This window comes from Candidatus Dechloromonas phosphoritropha (assembly GCA_016722705.1).
In the GTDB taxonomy this organism is placed as follows: Bacteria; Pseudomonadota; Gammaproteobacteria; order Burkholderiales; family Rhodocyclaceae; genus Azonexus; species Azonexus phosphoritrophus.
In genome coordinates this window covers 2,300,290-2,326,226 of the sequence record JADKGN010000004.1, presented here as the reverse complement: position 1 = coordinate 2,326,226, position 25,937 = coordinate 2,300,290, and the positions used below count along the sequence as shown (strand labels likewise).

The 25,937-nt window shown below is 61.7% G+C and carries 25 protein-coding genes; 10 read left to right on the top strand and 15 right to left on the bottom strand.

Features of this window, described 5'->3' with window-relative positions; genetic code table 11:
* Window positions 1-5: 5 nt before the first annotated feature.
* A complete protein-coding gene (locus IPP03_16955) occupies window positions 6-323 on the bottom strand; it encodes a winged helix-turn-helix transcriptional regulator (protein ID MBL0354253.1) in 318 nt (105 codons plus the stop codon).
* Window positions 324-461: 138 nt separating this feature from the next.
* Between IPP03_16955 and IPP03_16950 the strand changes: the two genes are divergently transcribed.
* The 4 genes from IPP03_16950 to moeB are packed head-to-tail and all read left to right on the top strand — an operon-like array spanning window position 462 to window position 4,537.
* A complete protein-coding gene (locus tag IPP03_16950) occupies window positions 462-1,958 on the top strand; it encodes a peptidoglycan DD-metalloendopeptidase family protein (protein MBL0354252.1) in 1,497 nt (498 codons plus the stop codon).
* A complete protein-coding gene (locus IPP03_16945; protein MBL0354251.1) occupies window positions 1,940-3,370 on the top strand; it encodes a S41 family peptidase in 1,431 nt (476 codons plus the stop codon). The genes IPP03_16950 and IPP03_16945 overlap by 19 nt, the downstream gene beginning before the upstream one ends.
* Window positions 3,371-3,389: 19 nt before the next feature.
* The gene (locus IPP03_16940; GenBank protein MBL0354250.1) at window positions 3,390-3,791 is read left to right on the top strand and encodes a hypothetical protein; all 402 of its coding nucleotides are present in this window, start codon (window positions 3,390-3,392) and stop codon (window positions 3,789-3,791) included.
* Window positions 3,788-4,537 (top strand): molybdopterin-synthase adenylyltransferase MoeB, encoded by a 750-nt coding sequence (moeB, locus tag IPP03_16935; protein MBL0354249.1) that lies wholly within the window; start codon window positions 3,788-3,790, stop codon window positions 4,535-4,537. The genes IPP03_16940 and moeB overlap by 4 nt, the downstream gene beginning before the upstream one ends.
* Window positions 4,538-4,691: 154 nt before the next feature.
* On the opposite strand, the gene IPP03_16930 is transcribed toward moeB, so the two are convergent.
* From IPP03_16930 to IPP03_16900, 7 genes are all read right to left on the bottom strand, one after another.
* Window positions 4,692-4,952 (bottom strand): putative addiction module antidote protein, encoded by a 261-nt coding sequence (locus IPP03_16930; GenBank protein MBL0354248.1) that lies wholly within the window; start codon window positions 4,950-4,952, stop codon window positions 4,692-4,694.
* 323 nt (window positions 4,953-5,275) lie between these two features.
* Entirely contained in the window at window positions 5,276-6,661 is a 1,386-nt protein-coding gene (locus IPP03_16925; GenBank protein MBL0354247.1) for an IS4 family transposase, read from the bottom strand.
* 135 nt (window positions 6,662-6,796) lie between these two features.
* A complete protein-coding gene (locus IPP03_16920; GenBank protein ID MBL0354246.1) occupies window positions 6,797-8,182 on the bottom strand; it encodes an IS4 family transposase in 1,386 nt (461 codons plus the stop codon).
* A 215-nt stretch (window positions 8,183-8,397) separates the two neighbouring features.
* Entirely contained in the window at window positions 8,398-9,165 is a 768-nt protein-coding gene (locus tag IPP03_16915) for a c-type cytochrome (GenBank protein ID MBL0354245.1), read from the bottom strand.
* A gap of 133 nt (window positions 9,166-9,298) precedes the next feature.
* Window positions 9,299-10,684, bottom strand: coding sequence for an IS4 family transposase (locus tag IPP03_16910; protein ID MBL0354244.1), 1,386 nt, complete (start codon window positions 10,682-10,684; stop codon window positions 9,299-9,301).
* A gap of 239 nt (window positions 10,685-10,923) precedes the next feature.
* Window positions 10,924-11,181: a MoaD/ThiS family protein gene (locus IPP03_16905; protein ID MBL0354243.1), complete on the bottom strand. Its 258-nt coding sequence runs from the start codon at window positions 11,179-11,181 to the stop codon at window positions 10,924-10,926.
* Window positions 11,182-11,194: 13 nt separating this feature from the next.
* Window positions 11,195-12,346 carry a glycosyl hydrolase gene (locus tag IPP03_16900; protein MBL0354242.1) on the bottom strand — a complete coding sequence of 384 codons (1,152 nt, stop codon included), beginning with the start codon at window positions 12,344-12,346 and terminating at the stop codon, window positions 11,195-11,197.
* 1,392 nt (window positions 12,347-13,738) lie between these two features.
* Here IPP03_16900 and IPP03_16895 point away from each other — a divergent pair.
* A complete protein-coding gene (locus IPP03_16895) occupies window positions 13,739-14,107 on the top strand; it encodes a hypothetical protein (GenBank protein MBL0354241.1) in 369 nt (122 codons plus the stop codon).
* A gap of 160 nt (window positions 14,108-14,267) precedes the next feature.
* Here the strand turns inward: IPP03_16895 and ribD are convergent, their stop codons facing one another.
* From ribD to IPP03_16875, 4 genes are read right to left on the bottom strand one after another with little or no spacing between them, the layout of a single operon-like run.
* Window positions 14,268-15,356 (bottom strand): bifunctional diaminohydroxyphosphoribosylaminopyrimidine deaminase/5-amino-6-(5-phosphoribosylamino)uracil reductase RibD, encoded by a 1,089-nt coding sequence (gene ribD / locus IPP03_16890; GenBank protein MBL0354240.1) that lies wholly within the window; start codon window positions 15,354-15,356, stop codon window positions 14,268-14,270.
* Window positions 15,353-15,817: a transcriptional repressor NrdR gene (nrdR, locus tag IPP03_16885; GenBank protein MBL0354239.1), complete on the bottom strand. Its 465-nt coding sequence runs from the start codon at window positions 15,815-15,817 to the stop codon at window positions 15,353-15,355. Before nrdR ends, ribD begins: the two co-directional genes overlap by 4 nt.
* A gap of 6 nt (window positions 15,818-15,823) precedes the next feature.
* Window positions 15,824-17,071 carry a serine hydroxymethyltransferase gene (locus tag IPP03_16880; GenBank protein MBL0354238.1) on the bottom strand — a complete coding sequence of 416 codons (1,248 nt, stop codon included), beginning with the start codon at window positions 17,069-17,071 and terminating at the stop codon, window positions 15,824-15,826.
* A gap of 38 nt (window positions 17,072-17,109) precedes the next feature.
* Window positions 17,110-17,757 (bottom strand): histidine phosphatase family protein, encoded by a 648-nt coding sequence (locus IPP03_16875; GenBank protein ID MBL0354237.1) that lies wholly within the window; start codon window positions 17,755-17,757, stop codon window positions 17,110-17,112.
* 103 nt (window positions 17,758-17,860) lie between these two features.
* Between IPP03_16875 and IPP03_16870 the strand changes: the two genes are divergently transcribed.
* The 3 genes from IPP03_16870 (at window position 17,861) to IPP03_16860 (ending at window position 20,533) form a co-directional block, all read left to right on the top strand.
* Window positions 17,861-18,454 (top strand): TRAP transporter small permease subunit, encoded by a 594-nt coding sequence (locus tag IPP03_16870; GenBank protein ID MBL0354236.1) that lies wholly within the window; start codon window positions 17,861-17,863, stop codon window positions 18,452-18,454.
* Window positions 18,454-19,920: a TRAP transporter large permease subunit gene (locus IPP03_16865; protein ID MBL0354235.1), complete on the top strand. Its 1,467-nt coding sequence runs from the start codon at window positions 18,454-18,456 to the stop codon at window positions 19,918-19,920. Before IPP03_16870 ends, IPP03_16865 begins: the two co-directional genes overlap by 1 nt.
* Window positions 19,921-20,068: 148 nt before the next feature.
* Complete coding sequence (locus IPP03_16860; GenBank protein ID MBL0354234.1) at window positions 20,069-20,533, top strand: DNA starvation/stationary phase protection protein; 465 nt, start codon at window positions 20,069-20,071, stop codon at window positions 20,531-20,533.
* A 70-nt stretch (window positions 20,534-20,603) separates the two neighbouring features.
* Here IPP03_16860 and IPP03_16855 read toward each other — a convergent pair whose 3' ends face one another.
* Together IPP03_16855 and pmbA are read right to left on the bottom strand one after the other, a co-directional pair.
* Window positions 20,604-21,761, bottom strand: coding sequence for a TRAP transporter substrate-binding protein (locus IPP03_16855; GenBank protein MBL0354233.1), 1,158 nt, complete (start codon window positions 21,759-21,761; stop codon window positions 20,604-20,606).
* A 101-nt stretch (window positions 21,762-21,862) separates the two neighbouring features.
* Window positions 21,863-23,206, bottom strand: a complete 1,344-nt coding sequence (gene pmbA, locus IPP03_16850; protein ID MBL0354232.1) for a metalloprotease PmbA — start codon at window positions 23,204-23,206, stop codon at window positions 21,863-21,865.
* A gap of 61 nt (window positions 23,207-23,267) precedes the next feature.
* Between pmbA and IPP03_16845 the strand changes: the two genes are divergently transcribed.
* Both IPP03_16845 and mog read left to right on the top strand, forming a co-directional pair.
* Complete coding sequence (locus tag IPP03_16845; protein ID MBL0354231.1) at window positions 23,268-23,792, top strand: DUF615 domain-containing protein; 525 nt, start codon at window positions 23,268-23,270, stop codon at window positions 23,790-23,792.
* Complete coding sequence (mog, locus tag IPP03_16840) at window positions 23,779-24,369, top strand: molybdopterin adenylyltransferase (GenBank protein ID MBL0354230.1); 591 nt, start codon at window positions 23,779-23,781, stop codon at window positions 24,367-24,369. The genes IPP03_16845 and mog overlap by 14 nt, the downstream gene beginning before the upstream one ends.
* Before the next feature lie 4 nt (window positions 24,370-24,373).
* Here mog and IPP03_16835 read toward each other — a convergent pair whose 3' ends face one another.
* Window positions 24,374-25,921: a hypothetical protein gene (locus tag IPP03_16835; protein ID MBL0354229.1), complete on the bottom strand. Its 1,548-nt coding sequence runs from the start codon at window positions 25,919-25,921 to the stop codon at window positions 24,374-24,376.
* Window positions 25,922-25,937: the final 16 nt, after the last annotated feature.

The window sequence follows — 25,937 nt, the reverse complement described above, 5'->3', positions numbered from 1 at the left end:
CCTGGCTATTCCTCCGCGCTGCAAAAGACTTCGCGCATCATGCCGACGAGCTGCAGGGTGCGCTGGTCGCCCACCCGGTAGTAAACACGGTTGGCATCCTTGCGTGTGAGCAGGACACCCTTTTCCCGAAGGATGGCGAGATGCTGCGAAATGTTGCTCTGCGACGTGCCGACTGTAGCGACGATTTCCTGCACGCAAGCCTCCTGATCGCCGATCACGCACAGTATCTTCAGGCGCAGGGGATGGGCGATGGACTTCAGCGCGCGAGCCGCCAACTCGATGTCTTCCTGCTTGTCGATCAGGCTGAAGGTGGCCTTTTCCATGAGAGAACCCCGATATCGTCAGAAGGATGATTATAAAATAACGGCTTGCGTTTCACAGACCTTAATCAACATCAAGCCGGACTCGGGCATGAATGAATTGTATCCTCGCCGCCCGCGCTCGTGGCGCCGTCACGGAAAATGCCACTCCCGGAGCACGGGCAGCAAGATCGTTGTCGCGTCGGCGCCAGCGACGAGGCCGGGGCATTGACAAGGCCCCTGGCCACGGCGCTCATCGCCGCTGCTTTGCTGTGCGCGCACTCCGGCTGCGCCTACGCGGCCCGGGACAAGGCCAAGCCCGCCTCCACATCGCCGGAAATCTCCGAGAAGCAGGCGGATCTTGGCGAATTGCGCAACCGTATCGAAAGCCTGCGCAAGGATCTCTCGACCAGCGAGGAAAACAAGGCCGATGCCGCCGATCGCCTGCGCGAATCGGAACGCCGGATATCCCGCCTGCAACGCGAGCTGTACGAACTGGCTGAGCAGCGCGGTCAACTGCAAAAAAGGCTGCAAAACCTCGAAGAGCAATCGAAATCGCTTTCAGCGACGCTCGTACAACAGCAGGAGCAACTCGAAAATCTGCTCTACAGGCAATATTTGCGTGGCAGTCCGGATTCACTCCAACTCCTGCTCAACGGCAACGATCCGAACCAGATGGCACGCGACCTGCAGTATCTCTCGGCAATAGCGATGACCCGCGCCGAACTGATGAATGAAGTCAGCGTCACGCTGGAGAAGAAAAAAGTTCTTGCCGCGGATGCCAAGGAGCGTGCTGACGAGATCCGCGAGATCGAGGCGCAGCAGCAGCAGCGTCATAACGACCTGCAAAAGCAGCGCGAAGAGCGCAAGGCCCTCCATGCCCAGGTTTCCGACAAGGTGAAGGCCCAGCGCAAGCAGATTGGCAACCTGCAGCAAGACGAGCGCGGGCTGACCGAACTGATCGACCGGCTGTCCAGGATTCTCGCCGCCCAGGCAGCGCAAGCGGCCAAGGCTGCACGCGAGGCGCAAGCGGCCAAGGCCGCACGCGAGGCGGAGGCGGCCCGCGCCCGGGCCGCCGAGGCTGCTCGCAACGCCGAGGCCACCCGCCTCGCCGAAGCGGCACGGCGTAAGGGGAAGGAGAAGGCGCGCTCCCGCCCGAGCGAGGAAGTACGGGAATCGCCACGCCCGGCGCCGGTCAGCGAACCGGCGCGCCCGAAAGCGGTCGAAGTCGAGAACCGTTACGAACCGGCCGTCAGCGACAGTGGTTTTGCGCGTCAGAAGGGAAGTCTGCGCCTCCCGGTGCGCGGTGCCGTGGCGGGACGCTTCGGCAGCGCGCGCGATGGCGGCGGCACTTGGCGCGGCCTGTTCATCAAGGCCGGAACTGGCAGCGACGTCAAGGCCGTGGCTGGCGGACGAGTCGTTTTTGCGGAATGGATGCGCGGTTTCGGCAATCTGCTGATTGTCGACCACGGCGATTCATATCTTTCGATTTACGGCAACAACGACTCCCTGCTGAAACAGGTCGGGCAGGGAGTCAAGGGTGGCGAGACAGTGGCTACCGTCGGCAACAGCGGAGGGAATCCGGAATCCGGTTTATACTTCGAAATTCGCCATAAGGGGCAACCGGTCGACCCGATGAAATGGGCAAGTCTGAAATGAGCAAAATGAAAACAATCAGTTTGGTGGTGGGCGGCTTCGTCGCCGGCGCGATGATCAGCCTGCACGTCCCGGCGCTGGCCGACAAGGACGCCAAGGCGGGTCTTCCAATCGACGAATTGCGCACCTTCGCCGAGGTCTACAGCGGCATCAAGCAGGGCTATGTCGAGCCGGTCGAAGACAAGACGATGATCAACAATGCCATCTCCGGCATGCTGTCCAACCTCGACCCGCACTCCGCCTACCTCGATGCCGACGCGTTCAAGGACCTGCAGGTCGGTACCCAGGGAGAATTCGGCGGGCTGGGCATCGAAGTCGGCATGGAGGACGGGCTGGTCAAGGTCGTATCCCCGATCGAGGATACCCCGGCCTACCGCGCCGGCGTCAAGTCGGGGGACCTGATCTTCAAGCTCGACGATACCCCGGTCAAGGGTCTGACGCTGAACGAAGCCGTCAAGAAAATGCGTGGCAAGCCGAAGACGTCGATCAGACTCTCGATCCTGCGCAAGGGCGAGGCGAAGCCGATCGAATTGACGCTGCTCCGCGAGGTGATCAAGGTCCAGAGCGTCAAGTCCAAGCTGATCGAACCGGGTTACGGCTGGGTTCGCATCACCCAGTTTCAGGAAAACACCACCGCCGAGCTCGCCAAGCATCTGACAAACCTTTACAAGGGGGGCAGTCTGCAAGGCCTGGTTCTCGACCTGCGCAATGACCCCGGTGGACTGCTCAACAGCGCGATCGGCGTTTCCGCGGCCTTCCTGCCGCCCGACGTCAAGATCGTGTCGACCGATGGACGCGCGCCGGACGCCAAGCAGGAGTTTCTCGCCCGGCCCCAGGACTATCTGCGCGGCACGCGCGAAGATCCGCTCAAGACGATACCGATAGAGGCCAAGAAGGTGCCCATGGTCATCCTCGTCAACAGCGGCTCGGCTTCGGCATCCGAAATCGTTGCCGGCGCCCTGCAGGATTACAAACGCGGCATCATCATGGGTACGCAGACCTTCGGCAAGGGATCGGTCCAGTCGGTCATTCCTCTGCCCGGCAACACCGCCATCAAGCTGACCACCGCCCGCTACTATACGCCGGACGGGCGCTCGATTCAGGCCAAGGGCATCGTCCCCGATATCGTCGTCGAGGAAACGACGAACGGCAACGGCAGCGGCGCCAGCGGCCGCATTCGCGAGGCCGATCTCGATCGTCACCTGATGAACGACCGCGACAAGGATGCGGCCAAGGAAGCGCAGAAGCCGCAAGCCAAGCCGGCGGCCAAGACCGGCAAGGACAAGGGCGGCAAGGACGAGACCGACGAGGAGACGTTGGCGCGCCTCGAATATGGCACTAAGAGTGACTATCAGTTCCAGCAGGCTCTGAACCTTCTCAAGGGATTGAAGATCTTGCAGAGCAAGACCCTGTAGGGAATTCATCGGAGGCATGATGAACAGCGGAGATCTCAGGAAGAATCGCGAGATACTGTTCGCCAAGTTCCCGCCCGGCCAGGTGCCGGAAGCGGTGGACGATCTCCGGCACATCGACGAAGTCGACGTCCAACCGAGGTTCGAGAAACGCGCCGTGGGCGTCGGCTACGATGTGTCCGTGCACACGCTGCGCGAAATCGACGACCATCTCATCGACCATGGCTATCATCTCGACAACACACTGATGACCAAGCTGACGCGCGCGCTGATCTACTACGTCGAGGACACGCAGAGGCACAACATGGCGGCTCCCGAGAAGCGCCTCAAGCGCTCTGCGCAGGAGGCTTATGTCAAGGCCTGGGATCATCGCCCGCACGGCGACCACGACGACACCCCGCCGGAGTGGCGCGAATACAAGTGACCGACGAGCAGCTCCTGCGCTACAGCCGGCACATCCTGCTTGACGCGCTAGGCATCGAGGGACAGGAACGATTTCTTGCGGCCCACGCGCTGATTATCGGCGCCGGCGGTCTCGGTTCACCCGCTGCCCTGTATCTCGCTTCCGCGGGGATCGGCAGGATCACGCTGGTCGATGACGATACCGTCGACTTCACCAACCTGCAGCGCCAGATTCTCCATACCCAAGCCCGCGTCGGCATGGCCAAGGCAGAATCGGGGCGTCAGGCGCTGGCTGCGGTCAACCCGGAAATCAACATTATTCCACTGCAGGAAAGGCTGGCCGGCGCCGCGCTCGACACGCTGGTGGCAAGTGCCGACATCGTCCTCGACTGTACCGACAACTTCGCCACCCGGCATGCCATCAACCGCGCCTGTGTGCATCATCGCAAGCCACTGGTGTCGGGCGCCGCGATCCGTTTCGACGGCCAGGTCAGTGTCTACGATCTGTCACGCGACGATTCACCCTGCTACCACTGCCTGTTCCCGGAAGGCGAGGATGTCGAGGAAGTGCGCTGCGCGGTAATGGGCGTCTTCGCACCGCTGACTGGCATCATCGGCGCGACGCAGGCGGCCGAGGCCCTGAAGCTGGTCGCCGGCATCGGTGAAACGCTGACCGGGCGCTTGCTGCTGCTCGACAGTCTGGACATGGAATGGCGCACCGTCCGCTTCAAAAAGGACGCCGGTTGCGCAGTCTGCGGCGCCAATTAAAGTCCGGGAGACTGCTAAACGTGCCGAACTTCGGCATGCAGATTGACGCCCAGTGCGCGAACCACTTTCATCACCGTCTCGTAAGGAAGCGCTGATTAACTCGTCATACCCGCGAATGCGGGTATCCAGCGCCTTGATTTGCCTGGGTTCCCGCCTACGCGGGAACGACGAAACCGAATAAATCAGCGTTTCCGTAACGAGGCTTCGCCCCAGGCGAGAGCGCCTTGTAAAGACTTTCGCGCCCCAAACCAGAATCTTTTGCCAACCGTGCCCTCCCACGCGCACGAGCAACAGCCTTTACCGTAGCCAGAAATGCGTCGGGATCAGCGTCGTCCAGCGCCGCCGTCAGATAGGCGGCTATCGTTTCCTCGTTATCCAGGTAGTCAGCCACGTAAAAATGGGTGAAATTAGTCATGGTCAATCCTTCGGTAATGATGGCGACTCCCTTTTGGTTCAACGCGCCGACTGTCCAGCTTGCTCCGGAATGACCGTCCGGCTTCGCCTGGCATCCCTGCTGTTGACCCGTTTTGACACGGGGTAGGAAGAGAATTGAGGAAGACCGAAAAAGCAAATGACGGAAAATCTGGACTGTTACGGTCGACGTGGAAAATTGGGCAAAAACCAAATGACTTTGACCCCAATGGCACTGATCGCCACCGGCGCCCGCTTGCTCGAAGGCAAGGTGGGCAGGCGGGTGGTGGTGGATATCAATTAAATTGAGCCTGGCCCGAATGGCACTTACTTAAGCTTTTTTGGGTGCCCATGGCGCTGGATATCCTCCCGTGCCATAGGGCGTGGTCTCATCAATAATGGGTAGGCATTGCGGCGTCGCTTGAGGGCACGAGGCTCGATGCGGCCTGGGCGATTGCCGACGGTTTGCTGGGCAATGAGGGCGAAGAGTTCGCTGGGGTGTGCGATGCCACCATGATAGGCATGAGGCGCCCAGGCGAGCCAGACTTGCACGGCATGCTTGAAGCTCAACTGACGGGGCAAGAGGCCGCTTTGTAGCGCCGCTTGAGCCATCATCAAGCGGATCAAATTGTAGGCGAGCAGATAGACCCAGATTTCCTTCACGGCCATGGCGGGCGTTTGGCAGCCCAGTTGCTCCATGCCCAAGGTGGTCTTGATGTTGCGCAGATCAAGTTCAACATGCCAGCGATCCCGATACAGGCGTTTGATGGCCTCCTTGGATGTTTGCTTTGGACACAGAAAGGTCGTGACGAGTGTCTTGCCCCCCGCCCGAAGCTCGCGAACCGTGACACTGGCCGGTGCCTGCGCGTAATCCTCCTGAGACATCCAGTCTGGCTTGATGCCTGGTTTGGATAAAACCAGCAGGTGGTCACGCTCCCCCAGTCGCTGGCCGAGGCAAAAATCGGTGGTGCGTTGGCGTGATCCGTGTTGTTCAAAGACGGCATCAACCCCTCGCTCGATCAGCGCGCAGAGCAGGAAGTAGGTGGCAAAGAACGCATCGCCCACCAGCACATCGCCGCGCACCAAGGTGTCGATCTGGCGGCGCAGCAAGGACTGCTCGTCGCTGCCTTTGCCGCGACAGGCGCTGATCGCGGCATTGAGCACAGCACCGCTGCCCAGGTAGATCAGGCCGACGATCCGGCATTGCGGGAATCCCAATCCAGCCTTCTGGCTACCGGGCTGCGGGAAGTCGGCCTGATTGGCGTCAGTATCGGGCATGATCACCGTGGCCCCATCCACCAATCGTACCGGACGCCCCCGCCAGTGCCATGCCGTCGGGGCATGGGCCGTTAGCCATTGCCCGGTCTGATGGGTCAAGGTACTGACCATCGACGTCGGCACGCGTTGGCGAGCCCGGCAGTAGGCGCCGGTATGGGTGCTGCAGGGCGTGAGTCCGGCGATCAGGCGCTTGATCGCCCCTTCATTGACGGCGCGTTGGCAGGAGCGGTCGGCGCTGAGGGCTTGCGCCAAAAACATCGATAGCGTTTCAGTGGGCGGAAACAGTCGCTCTCGGTGCGGCGGCAAGGCCAACTCCACGGCATCGAAGAGTTCCGGCCCAGTCAATAGATCGAAAAACGCGTGGGCATCTACGCTGTTGGCCTTCGCCGAAATCGCGTGACGTTGCCGGGTGATGGCTTTGTGAGTAGCATGCATTGGGGCTGATTCCTCGGGTGACAGTCGGGTGTTTGGCGACTCCAACTTATCACGCGTCGATTCAGCCTGCTTTATCAATTACATCAGTATGTTGGGGCTTAAGTAAGTGCCATTCGAGCCTGGCCCGAATGGCACTTACTTAAGCTTTTTTGGGTGCCCATGGCGCTGGATATCCTCCCGTGCCATAGGGCGTGGTCTCATCAATAATGGGTAGGCATTTCGGCGTCGCTTGAGGGCACGAGGCTCGATGCGGCCTGGGCGATTGCCGACGGTTTGCTGGGCAATGAGGGCGAAGAGTTGGCTGGGGTGTGCGATGCCACCATGATAGGCAGGAGGCGCCCAGGCGAGCCAGACTTGCACGGCATGTTTGAAGCTCAACTGACGGGGCAAGAGGCCGCTTTGTAGCGCCGCTTGAGCCATCATCAAGCGGATCAAATTGTAGGCGAGCAGATAGACCCAGATTTCCTTCACGGCCATGGCGGGCGTTTGGCAGCCCAGTTGCTCCATGCCCAAGGTGGTCTTGATGTTGCGCAGATCAAGTTCAACATGCCAGCGATCCCGATACAGGCGTTTGATGGCCTCCTTGGATGTTTGCTTTGGACACAGAAAGGTCGTGACGAGTGTCTTGCCCCCCGCCCGAAGCTCGCGAACCGTGACACTGGCCGGTGCCTGCGCGTAATCCTCCTGAGACATCCAGTCTGGCTTGATGCCTGGTTTGGATAAAACCAGCAGGTGGTCACGCTCCCCCAGTCGCTGGCCGAGGCAAAAATCGGTGGTGCGTTGGCGTGATCCGTGTTGTTCAAAGACGGCATCAACCCCGCGCTCGATCAGCGCGCAGAGCAGGAAGTAGGTGGCAAAGAACGCATCGCCCACCAGCACATCGCCGCGCACCAAGGTGTCGATCTGGCGGCGCAGCAAGGACTGCTCGTCGCTGCCTTTGCCGCGACAGGCGCTGATCGCGGCATTGAGCACAGCACCGCTGCCCAGGCAGATCAGGCCGACGATCCGGCATTGCGGGAATCCCAATCCAGCCTTCTGGCTACCGGGCTGCGGGAAGTCGGCCTGATTGGCGTCAGTATCGGGCATGATCACCGTGGCCCCATCCACCAATCGTACCGGACGCCCCCGCCAGTGCCATGCCGCCGGGGCATGGGCCGTTAGCCATTGCCCGGTCTGATGGGTCAAGGTACTGACCATCGACGTCGGCACGCGTTGGCGAGCCCGGCAGTAGGCGCCGGTATGGGTGCTGCAGGGCGTGAGTCCGGCGATCAGGCGCTTGATCGCCCCTTCATTGACGGCGCGTTGGCAGGAGCGGTCGGCGCTGAGGGCTTGCGCCAAAAACATCGATAGCGTTTCAGTGGGCGGAAACAGTCGCTCTCGGTGCGGCGGCAAGGCCAACTCCACGGCATCGAAGAGTTCCGGCCCAGTCAATAGATCGAAAAACGCGTGGGCATCTACGCTGTTGGCCTTCGCCGAAATCGCGTGACGTTGCCGGGTGATGGCTTTGTGAGTAGCATGCATTGGGGCTGATTCCTCGGGTGACAGTCGGGTGTTTGGCGACTCCAACTTATCACGCGTCGATTCAGCCTGCTTTATCAATTACATCAGTATGTTGGGGCTTAAGTAAGTGCCATTCGAGCCTGGCCCCTTTGATTGCCTTTGATTGAAAGCCTGTCCCCTACTCTACCCAGTTTTTCAATTAAGCACGACAGCACGAACCTCTCGCGCCGAGGTGCTCACTTCACCTTCGCGCCCTTGGCCGATGGGCTCAGGCACATGGAGCCGGGCGGCATCAGCATCGCGAAGGGTGTGGTCAGACTCGCCATGTAGGCGGAGATGGCGACCAACTGATCATCGTTGTAGTTCTTGACTATACGCACCATTACCGGGTCGGAATTGCCGCGCCTACCATCTCGGATATCAGTCATCTGGCGCAGCAGATACTTGTAATGCTGACCCGCGAGCACTGGGTAGAACATGTCTTTGAAGCCTTGGCCGCGCGGCTGGTGGCATTGGCTGCATTCCTTCTCGTACAGCAGCTTGCCATGCGATACCGTTTCGGCCGTAGCAGGGCCGGCATACTTGCCGGAATCGAGTGGAATGCACAAGGTAGAAATATACGCCGCGACATTTGCCACTTCCTGCGCATCGGCCAGTTTTCTGGCAAACGGTTGCATCGTCGGATTGTAGCGAAGGCCCGAGCGTATATCGGCCAGTTGCTTGATCAACACGGAAGAGTGCTGCCCAGCCAGCTGCGGGATGCTGCCGTCGGGATTGCCCTGTCCGTGGGACAGGTGGCAGGCTTCACAATAAGCCTTGTAGGATTCCGCGCCGGCCCAGACATTCCCCTTGGCCTGGATAGCCTTGATCTTCTCGGCGTTAGCGGCGCTCCACGACTCGTCTATGCTGTCCGTGCCTCCGACCTTTTCTGCAGGCGTCGCGGCCAGCGCCACTGCGGAGACCAGTGCCAGAGAAGCGGCAACGCCAAATATTGATCTGTACATTAGGGCATCCTCCAGTATTTGAAAAGAAAGGGCTTTCCCGAAGGAAAGGTGCCGAAACATCTTGCGCGCGTTCGCAAACGGGGTCAAGCTTCGATGAATCAAAGGAATCAAAGGGGCCAGGCTCGAATGGCACTTACTTAAGCTTTTTTGGGTGCCCATGGCGCTGGATATCCTCCCGTGCCATAGGGCGTGGTCTCATCAATAATGGGTAGGCATTGCGGCGTCGCTTGAGGGCACGAGGCTCGATGCGGCCTGGGCGATTGCCGACGGTTTGCTGGGCAATGAGGGCGAAGAGTTGGCTGGGGTGTGCGATGCCACCATGATAGGCATGAGGCGCCCAGGCGAGCCAGACTTGCACGGCATGCTTGAAGCTCAACTGACGGGGCAAGAGGCCGCTTTGTAGCGCCGCTTGAGCCATCATCAAGCGGATCAAATTGTAGGCGAGCAGATAGACCCAGATTTCCTTCACGGCCATGGCTGGCGTTTGGCAGCCCAGTTGCTCCATGCCCAAGGTGGTCTTGATGTTGCGCAGATCAAGTTCAACATGCCAGCGATCCCGATACAGGCGTTTGATGGCCTCCTTGGATGTTTGCTTTGGACACAGAAAGGTCGTGACGAGTGTCTTGCCCCCCGCCCGAAGCTCGCGAACCGTGACACTGGCCGGTGCCTGCGCGTAATCCTCCTGAGACATCCAGTCTGGCTTGATGCCTGGTTTGGATAAAACCAGCAGGTGGTCACGCTCCCCCAGTCGCTGGCCGAGGCAATAATCGGTGGTGCGTTGGCGTGATCCGTGTTGTTCAAAGACGGCATCAACCCCTCGCTCGATCAGCGCGCAGAGCAGGAAGTAGGTGGCAAAGAACGCATCGCCCACCAGCACATCGCCGCGCACCAAGGTGTCGATCTGGCGGCGCAGCAAGGACTGCTCGTCGCTGCCTTTGCCGCGACAGGCGCTGATCGCGGCATTGAGCACAGCACCGCTGCCCAGGCAGATCAGGCCGACGATCCGGCATTGCGGGAATCCCAATCCAGCCTTCTGGCTACCGGGCTGCGGGAAGTCGGCCTGATTGGCGTCAGTATCGGGCATGATCACCGTGGCCCCATCCACCAATCGTACCGGACGCCCCCGCCAGTGCCATGCCGCCGGGGCATGGGCCGTTAGCCATTGCCCGGTCTGATGGGTCAAGGTACTGACCATCGACGTCGGCACGCGTTGGCGAGCCCGGCAGTAGGCGCCGGTATGGGTGCTGCAGGGCGTGAGTCCGGCGATCAGGCGCTTGATCGCCCCTTCATTGACGGCGCGTTGGCAGGAGCGGTCGGCGCTGAGGGCTTGCGCCAAAAACATCGATAGCGTTTCAGTGGGCGGAAACAGTCGCTCTCGGTGCGGCGGCAAGGCCAACTCCACGGCATCGAAGAGTTCCGGCCCAGTCAATAGATCGAAAAACGCGTGGGCATCTACGCTGTTGGCCTTCGCCGAAATCGCGTGACGTTGCCGGGTGATGGCTTTGTGAGTAGCATGCATTGGGGCTGATTCCTCGGGTGACAGTCGGGTGTTTGGCGACTCCAACTTATCACGCGTCGATTCAGCCTGCTTTATCAATTACATCAGTATGTTGGGGCTTAAGTAAGTGCCATTCGGGCCAGGCTCGGATGAATCAAAGGGGTCGGTGCCATTGGGGTCAGAATGAATTGGATTTTTCAATTCACCCCAATGGCACTCGCTGCGCCATTCGCGGTAGCCAAATCGCGGCCGCGCCTTTTCTAGCCGCCGCTCAGCGCCTGTACGATCATCAGTTCATCGCCCTCCCGTAGCGGCATCCCCAGATCGAGCACCATCTCGCGCTGGCAAAACAGGCGAATGTGGCGACGGATGTGTCCTCGCTCGTCGATCATGCGGAAGCGGAAGCCGGGAAACTGCCGGTCGAGATCATCGAGGACGGCGGCGACCGTCTCGCCCGTGGCCTCGACCCAGGGCCGGCCGGTGTAGGAATGCAGGGCGCTGGGGATCAGCACGCGCATCGCGTTCGCCCGCTCATTGCGTATATGCCGCCTCGACCGCATAGATCTCCGGCAGGTGGCGGGCCAGACATTCCCACTGCCGGCCTTCATCGCGGCTCTGCCACAACTCGCCGCTGGTGGTGCCGAAATAGAGGCCCACGGTGTCCTGCCGGTCGGCCGTCATGGCCTGTCGCTTGACCGTCCACCACGCCTGGCTCGCCGGCAAGCCGGCGTCCTGCCGCTGCCAGGTATCGCCACCATCGCGCGTCGCATAGACCGCCGGACGGCCGCCCGGGCTGGTGCGTGGCCAGACGTCGGAACCGTCCATGGGAAACACCCAGAGCGTCTTGTCGTCGCGCGGGTGCAGCACCAGCGGGAAGCCGATGTCACCTACCTCCTTCGGCATGTTTGCGCCGATCCGCTGCCAGTGCCGCCCCGGCCGGTCGAGCCGGTAGATACCGCAGTGGTTCTGCTGGTAGAGGCGATCCGGGTTAGCCGGGCAGAGGCGGACGCAGTGCGGGTCGTGGAAGGCGATCTCGGCGGGGTCGAAGCCGGCGACCACTTCCATGCCGTCGACGAGTGGTGCGAAGCTCTGTCCGCCGTCGTGCGATTCATGCACGCCGCCGCCCGACATCGCGAAGTACAGATGTCGCGGGTCGCGCGGGTCGACGATGATCGAATGCAGCTTCGGTCCGTCCGGCGTGCCGTCCTGCACCGTGCCGAACCATTGGCGGTATTGCGGATCGTCGTTGATGCACGAGTACGGCGCCCAGTTCATGCCGCCGTCTTCGGAGCGGAACAGCCCCTGCGGCGAGGTGCCGGCATACCAGACATCCTTTTCGTCGGCGTGGCCCGGCGCCAGCCAGAAAGTGTGATCGACCGCGCGGGCATCGAGCCCGTTGTTGGCCGGGCCGAAAGCCGGCGGTCTGGCGGCCTCCTGCCAGGTCTGCCCAAAATCGGTCGAGCGGAAGATGGTCGGCCCGAGGTGCCCGGTCTTGGCCGCCGCCAGCAGCGTGTGCCCGTCGCGTGGGTCAAGCACCAGATGATTGATGATGTGGCCGAGGAAATGTGGGCCGTCGACCCGCCATGTTTGTCGTGCCGCATCGGCGTGATACAGCCAGGCGCCTTTGCGGGTCGCTACCAGCAGCACCGGCTTGCCCTGCGTCGTGTCTTGCGTGGTCATCATGGTTCGCTCCTTGATGTTGTGGCTGGCCGCGATTTATCTGTTGAGATCATGATTTCCCCCGGAGCGTTCATGTTATTTGGTCCCGGCCGCCGGCATTTTGGCATGTTATTGGTCGTCGACCGCAACAAGCCGGAAAGGCCGTTATTCGCCTCGGACGAGTCCTCGCGCCATGCCATCCTCGCGAGTTAGGGAAGCGCTGACTTATTCCAAATACGTCATTCCGGCGCAGGCCGGAATCCAGGAAAATCAACGAACTGGACCCCGGTTTTCGCCGGGGTGACAAACAAATCAGCGCCTCCTTAGCGGAGTATCCCAGGTGGCCGTTATGGCTGCCCATGTACCAGTAGTTGCCCTGGGCACCGAAGTGAGGAAACCTCAGGGACAGACCAGAATGGCGCTAAGTTAAGGACTTATTGCATCCACATTTTAAGCCACAATGCTGGCGATGAGCATGCTGGACGGCCTTAACTTAGCGCCATTCGGTAGAGTAGAGGACAGGCTTTCGCCTGCCCTCCCTCATCAAACCGTGCATGCGATTTTCCCGCACACGGCTTTCCGATGTTCTTCACACCAAGGCATGCGCAGTTCCTCGACTCATGGTTGCTAGCTCAACCGAGTTGGTCGAACCTGCGCACTCAATGCTTGAGTACGCAACATCAGCGTTTTCCTGCTTGGCCTTGGCATAGAGCTTCCTCTGTAGCGTCCTGATCGTATCCGGGGTGGTTAGCGACATGGCAATCCCCTGGTCCTCCGCGCTTCGGTTGCATGAACAAAGCAGGGTTCCTTCCCTCGACCGGGGTTGTGTTGTCCCGCGATCTCAGTCGGTACTATGAACCCCTCCGACTCCCGTCTCAGGCCGCTGCGCTTTCGTTTCCTTATACGCAACAGTCGGTGGCCTCCCCACCTCCCAAAACGGGTCTCCAGCACTGGGCAGTCTATCTTCGAGTACATGCCGACCCTGCTACCCCGGGAGTCAACGAATGCCACTTCCGTTATTTCAGCATCCGCCCAACGGCCTTCCCCTTCTGTCCACAGGGTCGGCGTCTCCATTTCGTTTACGAGGCTACTCATGGGTTCACTTGCGTTACGGCCTGCTCTCTTGCTGTTTGGAAACTCACGACCTCGTGTTACCACGACGCCGCTTCCTCATGCTACCGGGGCGTACGGACAACTCCCCGGACGGGACTTCAACCCGCTAGACTTACTGCTGTTACTGCGAACGGACAGACCACAGTTTTCCGCAGCCGCAAAACACCGGAAACCGTGGTCTGGCCCCTGTGATTGCCAAAAAGGTCACCAAGGAATAGCATGCCCATATGCTCAAACAGTCACCCAAGCCAACGGTCTGTGGGGAGCAGATTGTTCAGGATAGGGTTCCTCAAGGAGGGGTTGATGCGCAACGCAATGATTACGGCGGCTCTGGTCGCCGCTGCTGTTTCCACCGGCGTCCGTGCCGCCGACATGCTGCCGTTGAAGCAAGGCATCTATGTGCCGGCGAATCGGCCCTGCAAGGGTGCCTCCAACGCCGAGATCGTTAACTATTGGGGCGGCAATTCGTCGTTCGGGAGTGCGCAGGCGACGTGCACGATCAGCAAGCTGACGCACAAGGGCAATGTCTTCACGATTACCGACAAGTGCGCCGACATCCGGGGCGGAGGCGAGATCGTTGGTGGTCCGACAGTAGTCACGATCGCCGGTCCGACCAGCTTCACGATGGGGGGCGAGGTGTATCGTTATTGCGGGGCAAAGGTGCAGTTCTGAGCGGAAGAATACCTGGGGTAATAGACCACAGGCGACAGACCAAGGTTTTCCGCAGCCGCAAAACACCGGAAACCGTGGTCTGTCGCCTGTTGTCGCTGTTGTCCGTTGAGATCATGATTTCCCCCGGAGCGTTCATCTTATTTGCACCCGGCCGTCGACCCTAACGGAGACGGGCGATCAGGCGAATATCTTCGCCAATCTGGCGCAGATCGTGAATCCGCAGCCGGTGCTTGTCGTCCAGTGTCGTCAATTCGGGCAGGTTGAACAGGCCGCCGGCCGCGTGGCCGATCAGGCACGGCGCCAGGTAGAGCAGCAATTCGTCGACCAGACCTTCGCGCAGCAGCGAGCCGTTCAGCTTGAATCCGGCCTCGGCATGCACTTCGTTGATGCCGCGCTGGGCCAGCAAGTCGAGCAGCGCTTGCAGGTCAACTTTGCCGGTTGAGTTAGGCAAAATTTCGACGAAATTTCCGGTCGACCGCAACAATGCCATTTTTTCGGCATTTTCGACGGCGCCAACCACCAACGCCCCTCCGCCCTGCAGAACGCGTGCGGTAAGCGCTATCTCCAGTTGGCTGTCGACCACCACGCGCAACGGCTGGCGGCTGGTTTCGACATCGCGCACCGACAATTGCGGGTCGTCGTCACGCACCGTACCGATGCCGGTCAGGATGGCGCAGGCACGGGCACGCCAGCGCTGGCCGTCGCGTCGTGCCTCGGGGCCGGTGATCCACTGGCTGACGCCGTTGTTAAGTGCCGTCTTGCCATCCAGGCTGGCTGCCGCCTTGAGGCGCAGCCACGGGCGGCTACGCGTCATGCGCGAGACAAAGCCGATATTCAGCTCGCGCGCTTCATTTTCCAGCACGCCGCACGCCGTTGTGATGCCGGCTGCCTGCAGCAGGGCAAGACCCTGACCGGCGACCAGCGGATTGGGATCGCTCATCGCCGCGACGACGCGGGTGATACCGGCAGCGATCAGCGCCTCGGCACAGGGCGGCGTCCGGCCATGATGGCTGCACGGCTCCAGTGTCACGTAGGCAGTCGCGCCACGGGCCTGGTCGCCAGCCATGCGCAGGGCATTGACTTCGGCGTGCGGCTCTCCAGCCTTTTCGTGCCAGCCTTCGCCGACGATCTTGTCGTCGCGGGCCAGCACGCAGCCGACTCGCGGGTTGGGCGCGGTCGTCCACAGGCCGCGCTCGGCAAGTTGCAAGGCGCGTGCCATCATGCCGTGGTCGACGGCGGAAAAGCTCATTTTTTTCCGCTGGTCGGCGAGACTTCGCGGATGGCGCGCGAGAAGGCATCCACGTCTTCGAAGTTGCGATAGACCGAGGCGAAGCGGATGTAGGCCACCTTGTCGAGCTTCTTCAACTCGCGCATGACCAGCTCGCCGAGTTGCTGCGTGCTCACCTCGCGTTCACCGGCGGTGAGCAACATTTCCTCGATATCGGCAACAGCGGCATCGACCGATTCCATCGATACCGGCCGCTTGCGCAAGGCGAGTTCGAGGCTGGCGCGCAGCTTGGCGCGGCTGAATTCGGTACGCAGGCCGTTTTTCTTGACCACCTGCGGCAACTGGATCTCCGCCCGTTCGTGGGTCGTGAAGCGCTTGTCGCAACGGTTGCACTTGCGGCGACGGCGAACGACGTCACCCTCTTCATTGAGGCGGGTATCGGCAACTGCCGTATCCTCAGCGCCACAGAACGGGCACTTCACCAGCGTTCAACCATAGACCGGATATCTCCGGCAGAGCGCAGAAACCTTGGCGCGCACCTCTGCAGCCACGGCTTCATCGTTCGGCGCCTCGAGGATGTCGGCCACCAGGTGCGCGACTGCCTCGGACTCGATCTCGGTGAAGCCGCGTGTCGTCATCGCCGGCGAGCCGATGCGGATGCCGGAGGTAACGAAAGGCTTCTGCGGATCGTTCGGGATGCCGTTCTTGTTGACCGTGATGTGAGCGCGGCCGAGCGCCGCTTCGGCATCCTTGCCGGTAATGTTCTTGGCGCGCAGGTCGAGCAGAAAAACATGGCTCTCGGTACGACCCGAGACGACGCGCAGGCCGCGCTCCTCGCCGAGCACCTTGGCCATGACGCGGGCGTTGGCGATAACCTGTTCCTGATAGCGGCGGAAGCCCGGCGCTGCAGCTTCCTTGAAGGCCACTGCCTTGGCGGCGATGACGTGCATCAGCGGGCCGCCCTGGAGGCCGGGGAAGATGGCGGAGTTGATCGCCTTCTCGTGCTCGGCTTTCATCAGCACGACACCACCGCGCGGGCCGCGCAGCGTCTTGTGCGTGGTCGAGGTGACGACATCGGCGAACGGTACCGGATTCGGGTAGAAGCCGGCGGCGATCAGCCCGGCGTAGTGCGCCATATCGACCATGAAGATGGCGCCGATTTCCTTGGCAATCTTTGCGAAGCGTTCAAAGTCGATGCGCAGCGCGTAAGCCGAGGCGCCGGCGATCAGCAGGCGCGGCTTGTGCTCACGGGCCAGCTCTTCCATCTTGTCGTAATCGATTTCTTCCTTTTCATTGAGACCGTAGGAAACGACTTTGAACCACTTGCCGGACATGTTGAGTGCCATGCCGTGTGTCAGGTGGCCGCCCTCGGCCAGGCTCATGCCCATGATCGTGTCGCCCGGCTTGCAGAAGGCCATCAGTACCGCCTGGTTGGCCTGCGAACCGGAGTTCGCCTGGACATTGGCGGCCTCGGCGCCGAACAGCTTCTTGAGGCGGTCGATGGCGAGTTGCTCGGCGACATCGACGTGCTCGCAACCGCCGTAGTAACGCTTGCCGGGATAGCCTTCGGCATACTTGTTGGTGAGCTGCGAGCCCTGGGCTTCCATGACGGCCTTGCTCACGTAGTTTTCCGACGCGATCAGTTCGATGTGGTCTTCCTGACGCTGGACTTCGGCCTGCATGGCCCGCCAGAGTTCAGGGTCAACTTTTGCCAGGGTGTCTTTCGCGGAAAACATGGGAATGCCTCAAGCCATTGAAAAGGAGTGCAATTTTATCATGAGGGAAGCTCGTCGAGGGCGCCCGGTTCGAGATGTCCGGTTTCACCCCAGGATTCCATGGTCCAGACGCCGTCGACCGCCGCAATCCAACTGATGCCGGCGTTGGGAATCAGGAAATCGCGCGGCGTTTCGAGCGGGTTGCCGCGCACGAAATGATTGACGATGTCGAGAACCCCGCCATGCAGAACGACGGCGACGTTGCGCCCCGGATGCGCGGTGGCTATTTCCTCGAGCTTGCCGGTCACGCGGGCGGCCATCTGCCTCAGGCTTTCGCCACCGTCGAAGCTGTAGTCGGTGTCGCGTCTGGCAAAAGCGGCATAGCCATCGGGAAAACGCGCCCTGGCCTCGTCGTAGGTCAGGCCTTCGAAGATCCCGTAACGGCGCTCGCGCAGTTCGGGAACCGCTACCGGAACCAGGCCGAGCGCCGCGCCAATCACCCGCGCCGTAGCCCATGCCCGCCTGAGATCGCTGCTGTAGAGCGCGCTGATGCCCGCGGTACGCAGCCATGAACCGGCAGCAGCAGCCTGGTTGAGGCCGGTCGCGTTGAGTTCGACGTCGATCTGCCCCTGGATACGTCGTTCCATATTCCACTCCGTTTCACCGTGGCGCACCAGGCAGATGCGGGTTGTAGGGATTTCCACCATGTGCAATCCTCGATCTTCACCTTAAAATTCGCGCCGAGGGAGTTTCCCTTTACCCCGGACAATCATAGAAGCCGGGAATTCTAACAACCGAGGAGGATTTTTCGTGACCCTTCTGCTCAAGTTCTCGCAGCTGATCGACTGGATCAATGAACGCGTCGGCAAGGCCGCGTTCTGGCTGGTGCTGGTGATGACCCTGATCAGCGCCGGCAATGCCAGCTATCGCTTCGTCTTCCATGACAGCTCCAACGGCTTGCTGGAAATCCAGTGGTATCTGTTTGCCGCCGTCTTCCTGCTCTGCTCGCCTTATACCCTGCAGAAGAACGAGCACGTCCGCATCGACGTCCTCTCGGGCAAGCTGTCGCCACGCGGACTCGCGGTCATCGACATCATCGGGACGATCTTCTTCCTGTTGCCGATGGTTGTTACAGTGCTCTGGCTGTCGCTGCCGCTGGTCGCCGAGTCGTACAAGATCAATGAGCATTCGGCCAATGCCGGCGGCCTGCTGCGCTGGCCGGTCAAGATTCTGCTGCCGATCAGCTTCATGCTGCTTGCGCTGCAGGGTGTCTCCGAATTGATCAAGCGCATCGCCTTCCTGGCCGGGATGATCGGCGACCCGAATTCCAAGGCCAGGAGGCCGACCCCCGAAGAAGAACTGGCCGCCGCCATCGCCGCCACCAAAGCAATGGAGGCCAAATAATGGAATGGATGATCGCCAACATGGCGCCGCTGATGTTCGGTGGCCTCGTGGTCTTTCTGCTCTTCGGCTACCCGGTCGCCTTCGCCCTGGCCGCCAACGGCATCGTCTTCGGGCTGCTCGGCATCGAACTCGGATTGCTGCATCCGGCATTGTTCCAGGCGCTGCCCGAACGCATCTTCGGCATCATGGCCAACGACACGCTGCTGGCCATCCCTTTCTTCACCTTCATGGGCCTCATCCTTGAGCGCTCGGGAATGGCCGAGGATCTGCTCGACACCATCGGCCAGCTGTTCGGCCCGATGCGCGGCGGCCTCGCATACGCGGTGGTCTTCGTTGGCGCCCTGCTCGCCGCGACGACCGGCGTCGTCGCCGCCTCGGTGATCTCGATGGGCCTGATCTCGCTACCGATCATGCTGCGCTACGGCTACGACAAGCGCCTGGCCACCGGCGTCATCGCCGCCTCCGGCACCCTGGCGCAGATCATCCCGCCGTCACTGGTGCTGATCATCATGGCCGACCAGCTCGGCAGGTCGGTCGGCGACATGTACGAAGGCGCGATCATCCCGGGATTAATTCTGACCTCTCTCTATGTCGGCTACGTCGCAATCCTGAGCATCATCAAGCCGAGTTCCTGCCCGGCGCTGCCGGCGGATGCGCGCACCCTGCACGGCTTCAAGCTGCTACTGCGCGTACTGACAGCACTGGTGCCGCCACTGCTGCTCATCTTCCTGGTCCTCGGCACCATCTTCCTCGGCATCGCAACACCGACCGAGGGCGGCGCCATGGGCGCCACCGGAGCGCTAATTCTGGCCCTGGGCCGCAAGCGCCTGTCGTGGAAGCTGCTCAAGCAGGCCATGGAAACAACCGGCAAGCTCTCGTCCTTCGTGGTCTTCATTCTCGTCGGCTCAACGGTCTTCGGCCTGATCTTTCGCGGCGTCAACGGCGACCTCTGGGTGGAACATCTGCTGCTCGGACTGCCAGGCGGCCAGGCCGGCTTCCTGATCGTGGTCAACCTGCTGGTCTTCGTCCTCGCCTTCTTCCTCGACTTCTTCGAACTTTCGTTCATCATCGTGCCGCTGCTGGCGCCGGTGGCCGACAAGCTGGGCATCGACCTGGTCTGGTTTGGTATCCTGCTCGCGGTCAACATGCAGACCTCGTTCATGCACCCGCCCTTCGGCTTCGCGCTGTTCTACCTGCGCTCGGTCGCTCCGGCCTCGGTCAAGACGACAGACATCTACTGGGGCGCCATTCCCTTCGTCTGCATCCAGATCATCATGGTCACGCTGATCATCGTCTTCCCGAACATCGTCAGCTACGGCGATCCGGAACACCGGACTACGACCGAGCAGGGCGACGGTTCGGACCTCGGCGCGCTGATGCAGCAAGGTGGCATGAGCGGCGACAGCGCGGATCAGAAGGATCCCGCCGCCGACCTGCTGAAGAACCTGCAGCAGAATGAGAAATAGTCAGCCGGATCGACCGAACGGGGCTGCGGCCCCGTTTTTCATTGGCGCATAGCCGGCGCCGATCGTCGCGATAGAAGAAGGCAACTTGATAAATCCCGGTCGCGCGCTCAGAATGAAATCACATCATCTACAGGAAAGGTAAACGGCCATGGATATCGGAATCAACAAAAAGGATCGAGAACAGATCGCGGACGGACTGTCCCACCTGCTCGCCGACTCATACACCCTCTACCTGAAGACCCACAACTTTCACTGGAACGTCACCGGGCCGATGTTCAACACCCTGCACGTAATGTTCATGGGTCAGTATACGGAGTTGTGGAATGCGCTGGACATCATCGCCGAACGCATCCGCGCCCTCGGCGTCGCCGCCCCCGGCACATACCGCGAGTTCGCCAAGCTGACGGTGATCAAGGAAAGCGAGGGCGTGCCCAACGCCACCGAGATGATCAGGCAACTGGTCGCCGGCCAGGAAGCCGTCACCAGGACCGCGCGCAGCATGTTTGCCATCGTCGACAAGGTCGGTGACGAACCGACCGCCGACCTGCTGACCCAGCGCATGCAGATTCACGAAAAGAACGCCTGGATGCTGCGCAGCCTGCTCGAGCAATGACGCTCGTCACTCCGCCCTGAAACGAAAAACCCGCGAAATTCGCGGGTTTTTCGTCGTCGACCGTGACCGTTTAGCGATGGCGCTGCACAAACCCGTCCATTCGGTATTCGGCAACGCTGAACCAGGCGTTCTGCGTCTTGCGGTACTTGTCGTACTCGGTGTAGATCTTCTTGAAAGCCGGATTCTTGGCCGATTCGTCAGCGTACAACTGCTGGCTGGCCTTGTAGGCGGCTTCCATGATGGCGTCGGAGTAGGAATTCAGCTTGACACCGTTTTGCAGCAGGCGCGACAAGGCCGGTGGATTCTTGTGGTCGTATTCGGCCATCATCGTCACGTTGGCTTCGTAGGCGGCCGCCTGGAAGGCTTCCTGGTACTCCTTGGGCAGTTTGGCCCATTCGGCCTTATTCACGAAGAAGTGGATCGTCGGACCCGGCTCCCACCAGCCCGGATAATAGTAATGCTTGGCAACCTTGAAGAACCCAAGCTTTTCATCGTCGTACGGACCGACCCACTCGGCGGCATCGATGGTGCCTTTTTCAAGCGCCGGATAGAGGTCGCCACCGGCAATCTGCTGGGGCACAGCGCCAAGTGCGGCAAAGACGTTGCCGCCGAGGCCGGCGATCCGCATTTTCAGGCCCTTGAGGTCTTCGAGGCTCTTGACTTCCTTGCGGAACCAGCCGCCCATCTGGACGCCGGTATTGCCGCCAGCGAAGGAAAGGACGTTGTAGTTGCTGTAGAACTCGTCGAGCAACTTCTGGCCGCCACCGAAGTAAATCCAGGCATTCATCTGGCGGGCGTTCATGCCGAAGGGCACGGTGGTGCCGAAGCCAAAGGTCTTATCCTTACCGACATAGTAGTACGAGCAGCTATGGCAGCACTCGACGGTACCCTGCTGCGTTGCGTCAAGCGCCTGCAGGCCGGGAACGATTTCGCCACCAGGGAAAACGCGGATATCGAACTTGCCGCCGGTCAGGGCGCGCACCCGGTTGGCCAGCGTGTCGGCGCCGCCGAAGATGGTGTCGAGGCTCTTCGGGAAGCTGGACGTCAGGCGCCATTTAACCTCCGGCAATGACCCGGTAACTGCTGGAGCACTTGAGCGTGCAGGCGCTTGCGCTGCTGGCGTCGAACTCGGCGTGGCGGATTTCGGCTCTTCCTTTTTGCCGCAGGCTGCCAGGCCGACGGCAGCGGCACCTACCGCTGCCTTGGCAAGAAAATTACGACGCTGCATGTTTTTGTCTCCTCGAGAGTGATTGGTAACGTCAGACTTTGTAGCACGGTCATCCTAACCCAATGGACTGCCTTGGCGAGTTGCGGAAAACCCCAATAGGCCTACTCGCCGGCGACCGTCATGCGGTCGACCAGAATCGAGCCGGTCTGTTTCGAGCCGCGCACCAGCACGTCGTTGCCGACGGCGACGATGCCGGCGAGCATCGCCTTGAGGTTGCCGGCGATGGTGATCTCCTCGACCGGGTAGGCGATGCTGCCGTTCTCGATCCAATAACCGGCGGCGCCGCGCGAGTAGTCGCCGGTGACGTAATTGATGCCATGCCCAAGGAGTTCGGTGACCAGCAGGCCACGGTTCATTTTCTGCAGCAGGCCGTCAAGTGCAAGTTCACCCGGCTCGATGATCAGATTGTGGCTGCCGCCGGCGTTGCCGGTCGTCTGCATGCCCAGCTTGCGCGCCGTGTACGTACTCAGGAAATAGCCCTGCAGGATACCGCTGCTGACCACCTCGCGATCGCGGGTGGCGACGCCGTCGCTGTCGAACGACGCGCTGCCGAGGCCGCAGCGGATATGCGGACGCTCGCTGATGTTCACGAATTCCGGCAGCACGCGCTTGCCGAGGTGGTCGATCAGGAACGACGATTTCCGGTAGAGGGCGCCGCCGCTCGCCGCATGCACCAGGCTGCCGAGCAGGCCGCCGGCGAGCGTGGCCTCGAACAGGACAGGAAAATCGCCGGTCCTGACCTTGCGCCCGCCGAGGCGGGCCACGGCGCGCTCGGCGGCAATGCGCCCGACGCGCAACGGGTCGTCGAGTTGCGCGCCATCGCGATGCGTCGTATACCAGTCGTCGCGCTGCATGCCGTCGTTTTCGCCAGCTATCACCGAACACGAAATATAGTGGCGCGAAGTCGGGTAGCCACCCATGAAGCCGAGGCTGTTGGCCGCGACGAATTGCGCCTGCTGTGTCGAGATCGACGCGCCCTCCGAATTGCTGACCAGTGGGCTGGTGTCGAAGGCGGCCTGCTCGCACCGGCGCGCCGTGTCAATTGCATCTTCCACGGTCAACGCCCACGGGTGGTACAAATCCAGATCGGGGCATTCCCTGGCCATCAGCGCCTCATCGGCCAGCCCGGCGCAATCGTCCTCGGCGGTAAAGCGGGCAATGTCGAGCGCCGCCTCGACGGTCTCGCGCAAGGCCTGCGGCGAAAAATCGGAGGTGCTGGCGTAGCCCTTGCGCTGCCCGCAGTAGACCGTGATGCCGACGCCCTTGTCGCGGTTGAACTCGATGGTTTCGACCTCGTCGCAGCGCACGCCGACCGACTGGCCGAAGCCCTCGGAAACGTCGACCTCGCTGGCGGTCGCACCCTTGTCGCGGGCGTGCTTGAGGACATCCTCGGCCAGTTGCTGGAGCCTGGCGAATGGGTAGGAAAAGCTGGCGACTTCAGGCATGAACGGGACGTCCGGGCGGGAAAGCCGCTATCATAGCAGCCCCATGCCACCCACCTTTGCCATGCACGACGAAGATTTCTCCGACAGTAACGAGCGCCCTTCCAAGACCCGGGAAAAGAAGGCGATGCACGAACTGCAGGACCTCGGCACCGAACTGGTCGGGCTTTCCGCTGGCCAGCTCAAGCGCATCAAGCTGCCGGACAACATCCACGAAGCGGTGCGCGCGGCCCAGAAGATCACCGCACACGGCGCCCACAAGCGGCAGTTGCAGTATCTCGGCAAGCTGATGCGTAGCACCGACGACGAACCGATTCGCGCCGGCCTGGCGCTGATTCGCGGCGAATCTTCGGCCGAAACCGCCCGCCTGCATCGCCTGGAAAGGCTGCGCACGCGCCTGCTCGAAGACGAATCGGCAGTGGCCGACATCGCCACCACCTGGCCCGGCGCCGACATCCAGCAATTGCGTCAGTTGCGGCGCAATGCGCTCAAGGAGCAGGAAGCGAACAAGCCGCCCAAGAGTTTTCGCGCCATCTTCCAGATTCTGCAGGAACTCGATCTACAAGAAGCGAGCAATGCTGCAGAATGAAGAGTTGGTCATCGGCCTGGTCTCGATCAGCGACCGCGCCGCGACTGGAATTTACGAAGACAAGGGCATCCCGGCCCTCCAGGAATGGCTGGCCAGCGCGCTGACGACGCCGTGGCGCGCCGAAACCCGGCTCATCGCCGACGACCGGGCGGCCATCGAAAATGCGCTGATCGAGCTGGTCGACCGCAGCCGGTGCCATCTGGTACTGACCACCGGCGGCACCGGCCCGGCGGCGCGCGACGTGACGCCGGAAGCGACGCTGGCAGTCGGCGACAAGGAAATGCCCGGTTTCGGCGAGGAAATGCGGCGCATCAGCCTTAACTTCGTGCCGACCGCCATCCTCTCGCGCCAGGTCGCCGTGATCCGCAAGCAGACGCTGATCATCAACCTGCCCGGCCAGCCAAAATCGATCAAGGAAACGCTGGAAGGCGTCCGCGCTGCCGACGGCAAGGTCAGTCACGTCGGCATCTTTGCCGCCGTGCCTTATTGCATCGACCTGATCGGCGGCCCCTACGCGGAAACCGACGACGCCGTGGTCAGGGCTTTCCGTCCCAAGGCCGCGCTACGCGGCCGATAGGGCCTCAGCCGACCGGCGTCAGCCGATAGCGCGCGAGATCATAGTCGCTCGCCTGTTCGACGATGGCGACCGGCGCGAGCTGAACCCGCGTGCCGTTGTCGTTCCATTCCAGCGTCGTCCGCAGGTCGAATGCGCCGAACGGCATCACCGCCCGTACTTCACCCGGCGCGCCGCCCTCGCGGAGCAGCAGGACACGGATCCCGGGAACCGCGGCATAGCTCGACGCGGCGCGTGACTTCAGTTCGGCCGGCATCGCCTGCCGCGTCAGGGTCTCGACACCTACGCGCAGTTCCGATTCACCGGTGCGGCGGTAGCGGCGGACGATGCCCAGCCACCAGTCTTCGCGACCCGCCTGCTGCATGGCGATCAGCGCGCCTACCCTGAGCCCGTCGCCGGGAATGCTGTCGAGCAGAGCCCCAAAACCGCCCCGGCTGACATCTTCGATGGCCCAGATAGCCGTCGGATCGCCATTGGCGCGCGTCGTGAATTGCCCCGAAAAGGCGCCGAAGGCGTTGGCCAGACCATGGAGAACGATGGCGTGCTGCTTGACCGGGTGCCGGTCATGGCGCCGTTGCGGCGGGATGGGCGCAAGATAGGTGGCGAGATGGCGGACCACCGGGAGCAGCACCCGGGCATGATAGTGGCCGCCCAGAGTGATGTCTGCGGAAACATCGTGTCCGCGCTCGAGCTCATTCAGGAGCGCGTCGATTCCGGCAGGTGCCGTGCCCGGCTTGAAAAAGCGCTGCGTCGGCCTCTGCCCGGCCGGCCCCCGGGTAAGGCGCCGGGGCGGTTCGGCCAGCGCGAGGTCAACCCAATAGATGGAGTCGATTTCGGCCACTGCTGAAAAAACGAAGCCCGGCAGGAAATGCACGATCAGGCGCTCGGCCAGATCGACTTCCAGCGGCAGCAGGCCGTCCAGCGACGCCGCCTGAAAGGCGACGCCCTTGATGAATTCCTGCTGCGGACTCGTGACCCTGGATGCATTCGCATGCAACTGGATGGCGCGCGTCGCCACGCCGGCATTTTCGGCCGACAGCAGCGCGGCCCCGAGACGCCGCCAGAGTTCTCCTGTTGATTTTCCGAAATTGAACTGCTCCCACTTGAGGATGGCGGCCAGTGCGGCAATCAGACGCGCCGTGAGCGCCGGCAGATTCTGCCGCAAGTGTGAACCAACCCGGCTCTTCTCACCGGCTGCAGCCAGGCAGCGCTCGTAACTGGTGGCCAGCAAGGTCCAGAAGCCGTGGCTGGTGGTCCAGATACGCTTTCCCTCGGTTCGCGAAAGGTTCTGCGTATGTAGATAGTTCCGCTCCAGGCGTTTCAGATGCGGCTGGGCGGCGTCATCGAGGCGGCTGACCACCTCGTAGAGGTGATCCTCGGGGAATTCAGGGGCACTGCCCAGCGACTCGAGCCAGCCGACGACCTCGTCAATGGCCCGCAAGGTGTCGTCGCCGGAAATCTGGTCGATGATGCGCCGCATTTCCCGTGGGTCCGCCAGCGGATGATCGACCTTCGCCCCGGTGAGGCGGCCAAGACCCCGCAGTTTGTTCAGCATTTCCGTTCCATGACGG

Bases quoted from the DNA above. Each gene is read 5' to 3' on its own strand.
- IPP03_16880 (MBL0354238.1), bottom strand. From the start codon at position 17,071: ATGTTTTCCGCGAAAGACACCCTGGCAAAAGTTGACCCTGAACTCTGG.
- ribD (MBL0354240.1), bottom strand. From the start codon at position 15,356: ATGAGCTTTTCCGCCGTCGACCACGGCATGATGGCACGCGCCTTGCAA.
- IPP03_16855 (MBL0354233.1), bottom strand. From the start codon at position 21,761: ATGCAGCGTCGTAATTTTCTTGCCAAGGCAGCGGTAGGTGCCGCTGCC.
- IPP03_16945 (MBL0354251.1), top strand. From the start codon at position 1,940: ATGGGCAAGTCTGAAATGAGCAAAATGAAAACAATCAGTTTGGTGGTG.
- IPP03_16915 (MBL0354245.1), bottom strand. From the start codon at position 9,165: ATGTACAGATCAATATTTGGCGTTGCCGCTTCTCTGGCACTGGTCTCC.
- IPP03_16895 (MBL0354241.1), top strand. From the start codon at position 13,739: ATGCGCAACGCAATGATTACGGCGGCTCTGGTCGCCGCTGCTGTTTCC.
- pmbA (MBL0354232.1), bottom strand. From the start codon at position 23,206: ATGCCTGAAGTCGCCAGCTTTTCCTACCCATTCGCCAGGCTCCAGCAA.
- IPP03_16920 (MBL0354246.1), bottom strand. From the start codon at position 8,182: ATGCATGCTACTCACAAAGCCATCACCCGGCAACGTCACGCGATTTCG.
- IPP03_16910 (MBL0354244.1), bottom strand. From the start codon at position 10,684: ATGCATGCTACTCACAAAGCCATCACCCGGCAACGTCACGCGATTTCG.
- IPP03_16930 (MBL0354248.1), bottom strand. From the start codon at position 4,952: ATGACTAATTTCACCCATTTTTACGTGGCTGACTACCTGGATAACGAG.
- IPP03_16860 (MBL0354234.1), top strand. From the start codon at position 20,069: ATGGATATCGGAATCAACAAAAAGGATCGAGAACAGATCGCGGACGGA.
- IPP03_16845 (MBL0354231.1), top strand. From the start codon at position 23,268: ATGCACGACGAAGATTTCTCCGACAGTAACGAGCGCCCTTCCAAGACC.
- IPP03_16875 (MBL0354237.1), bottom strand. From the start codon at position 17,757: ATGGTGGAAATCCCTACAACCCGCATCTGCCTGGTGCGCCACGGTGAA.
- IPP03_16950 (MBL0354252.1), top strand. From the start codon at position 462: ATGCCACTCCCGGAGCACGGGCAGCAAGATCGTTGTCGCGTCGGCGCC.
- IPP03_16900 (MBL0354242.1), bottom strand. From the start codon at position 12,346: ATGATGACCACGCAAGACACGACGCAGGGCAAGCCGGTGCTGCTGGTA.
- IPP03_16835 (MBL0354229.1), bottom strand. From the start codon at position 25,921: ATGCTGAACAAACTGCGGGGTCTTGGCCGCCTCACCGGGGCGAAGGTC.
- IPP03_16905 (MBL0354243.1), bottom strand. From the start codon at position 11,181: ATGCGCGTGCTGATCCCCAGCGCCCTGCATTCCTACACCGGCCGGCCC.
- IPP03_16955 (MBL0354253.1), bottom strand. From the start codon at position 323: ATGGAAAAGGCCACCTTCAGCCTGATCGACAAGCAGGAAGACATCGAG.
- IPP03_16865 (MBL0354235.1), top strand. From the start codon at position 18,454: ATGGAATGGATGATCGCCAACATGGCGCCGCTGATGTTCGGTGGCCTC.
- IPP03_16925 (MBL0354247.1), bottom strand. From the start codon at position 6,661: ATGCATGCTACTCACAAAGCCATCACCCGGCAACGTCACGCGATTTCG.
- IPP03_16940 (MBL0354250.1), top strand. From the start codon at position 3,390: ATGAACAGCGGAGATCTCAGGAAGAATCGCGAGATACTGTTCGCCAAG.
- mog (MBL0354230.1), top strand. From the start codon at position 23,779: ATGCTGCAGAATGAAGAGTTGGTCATCGGCCTGGTCTCGATCAGCGAC.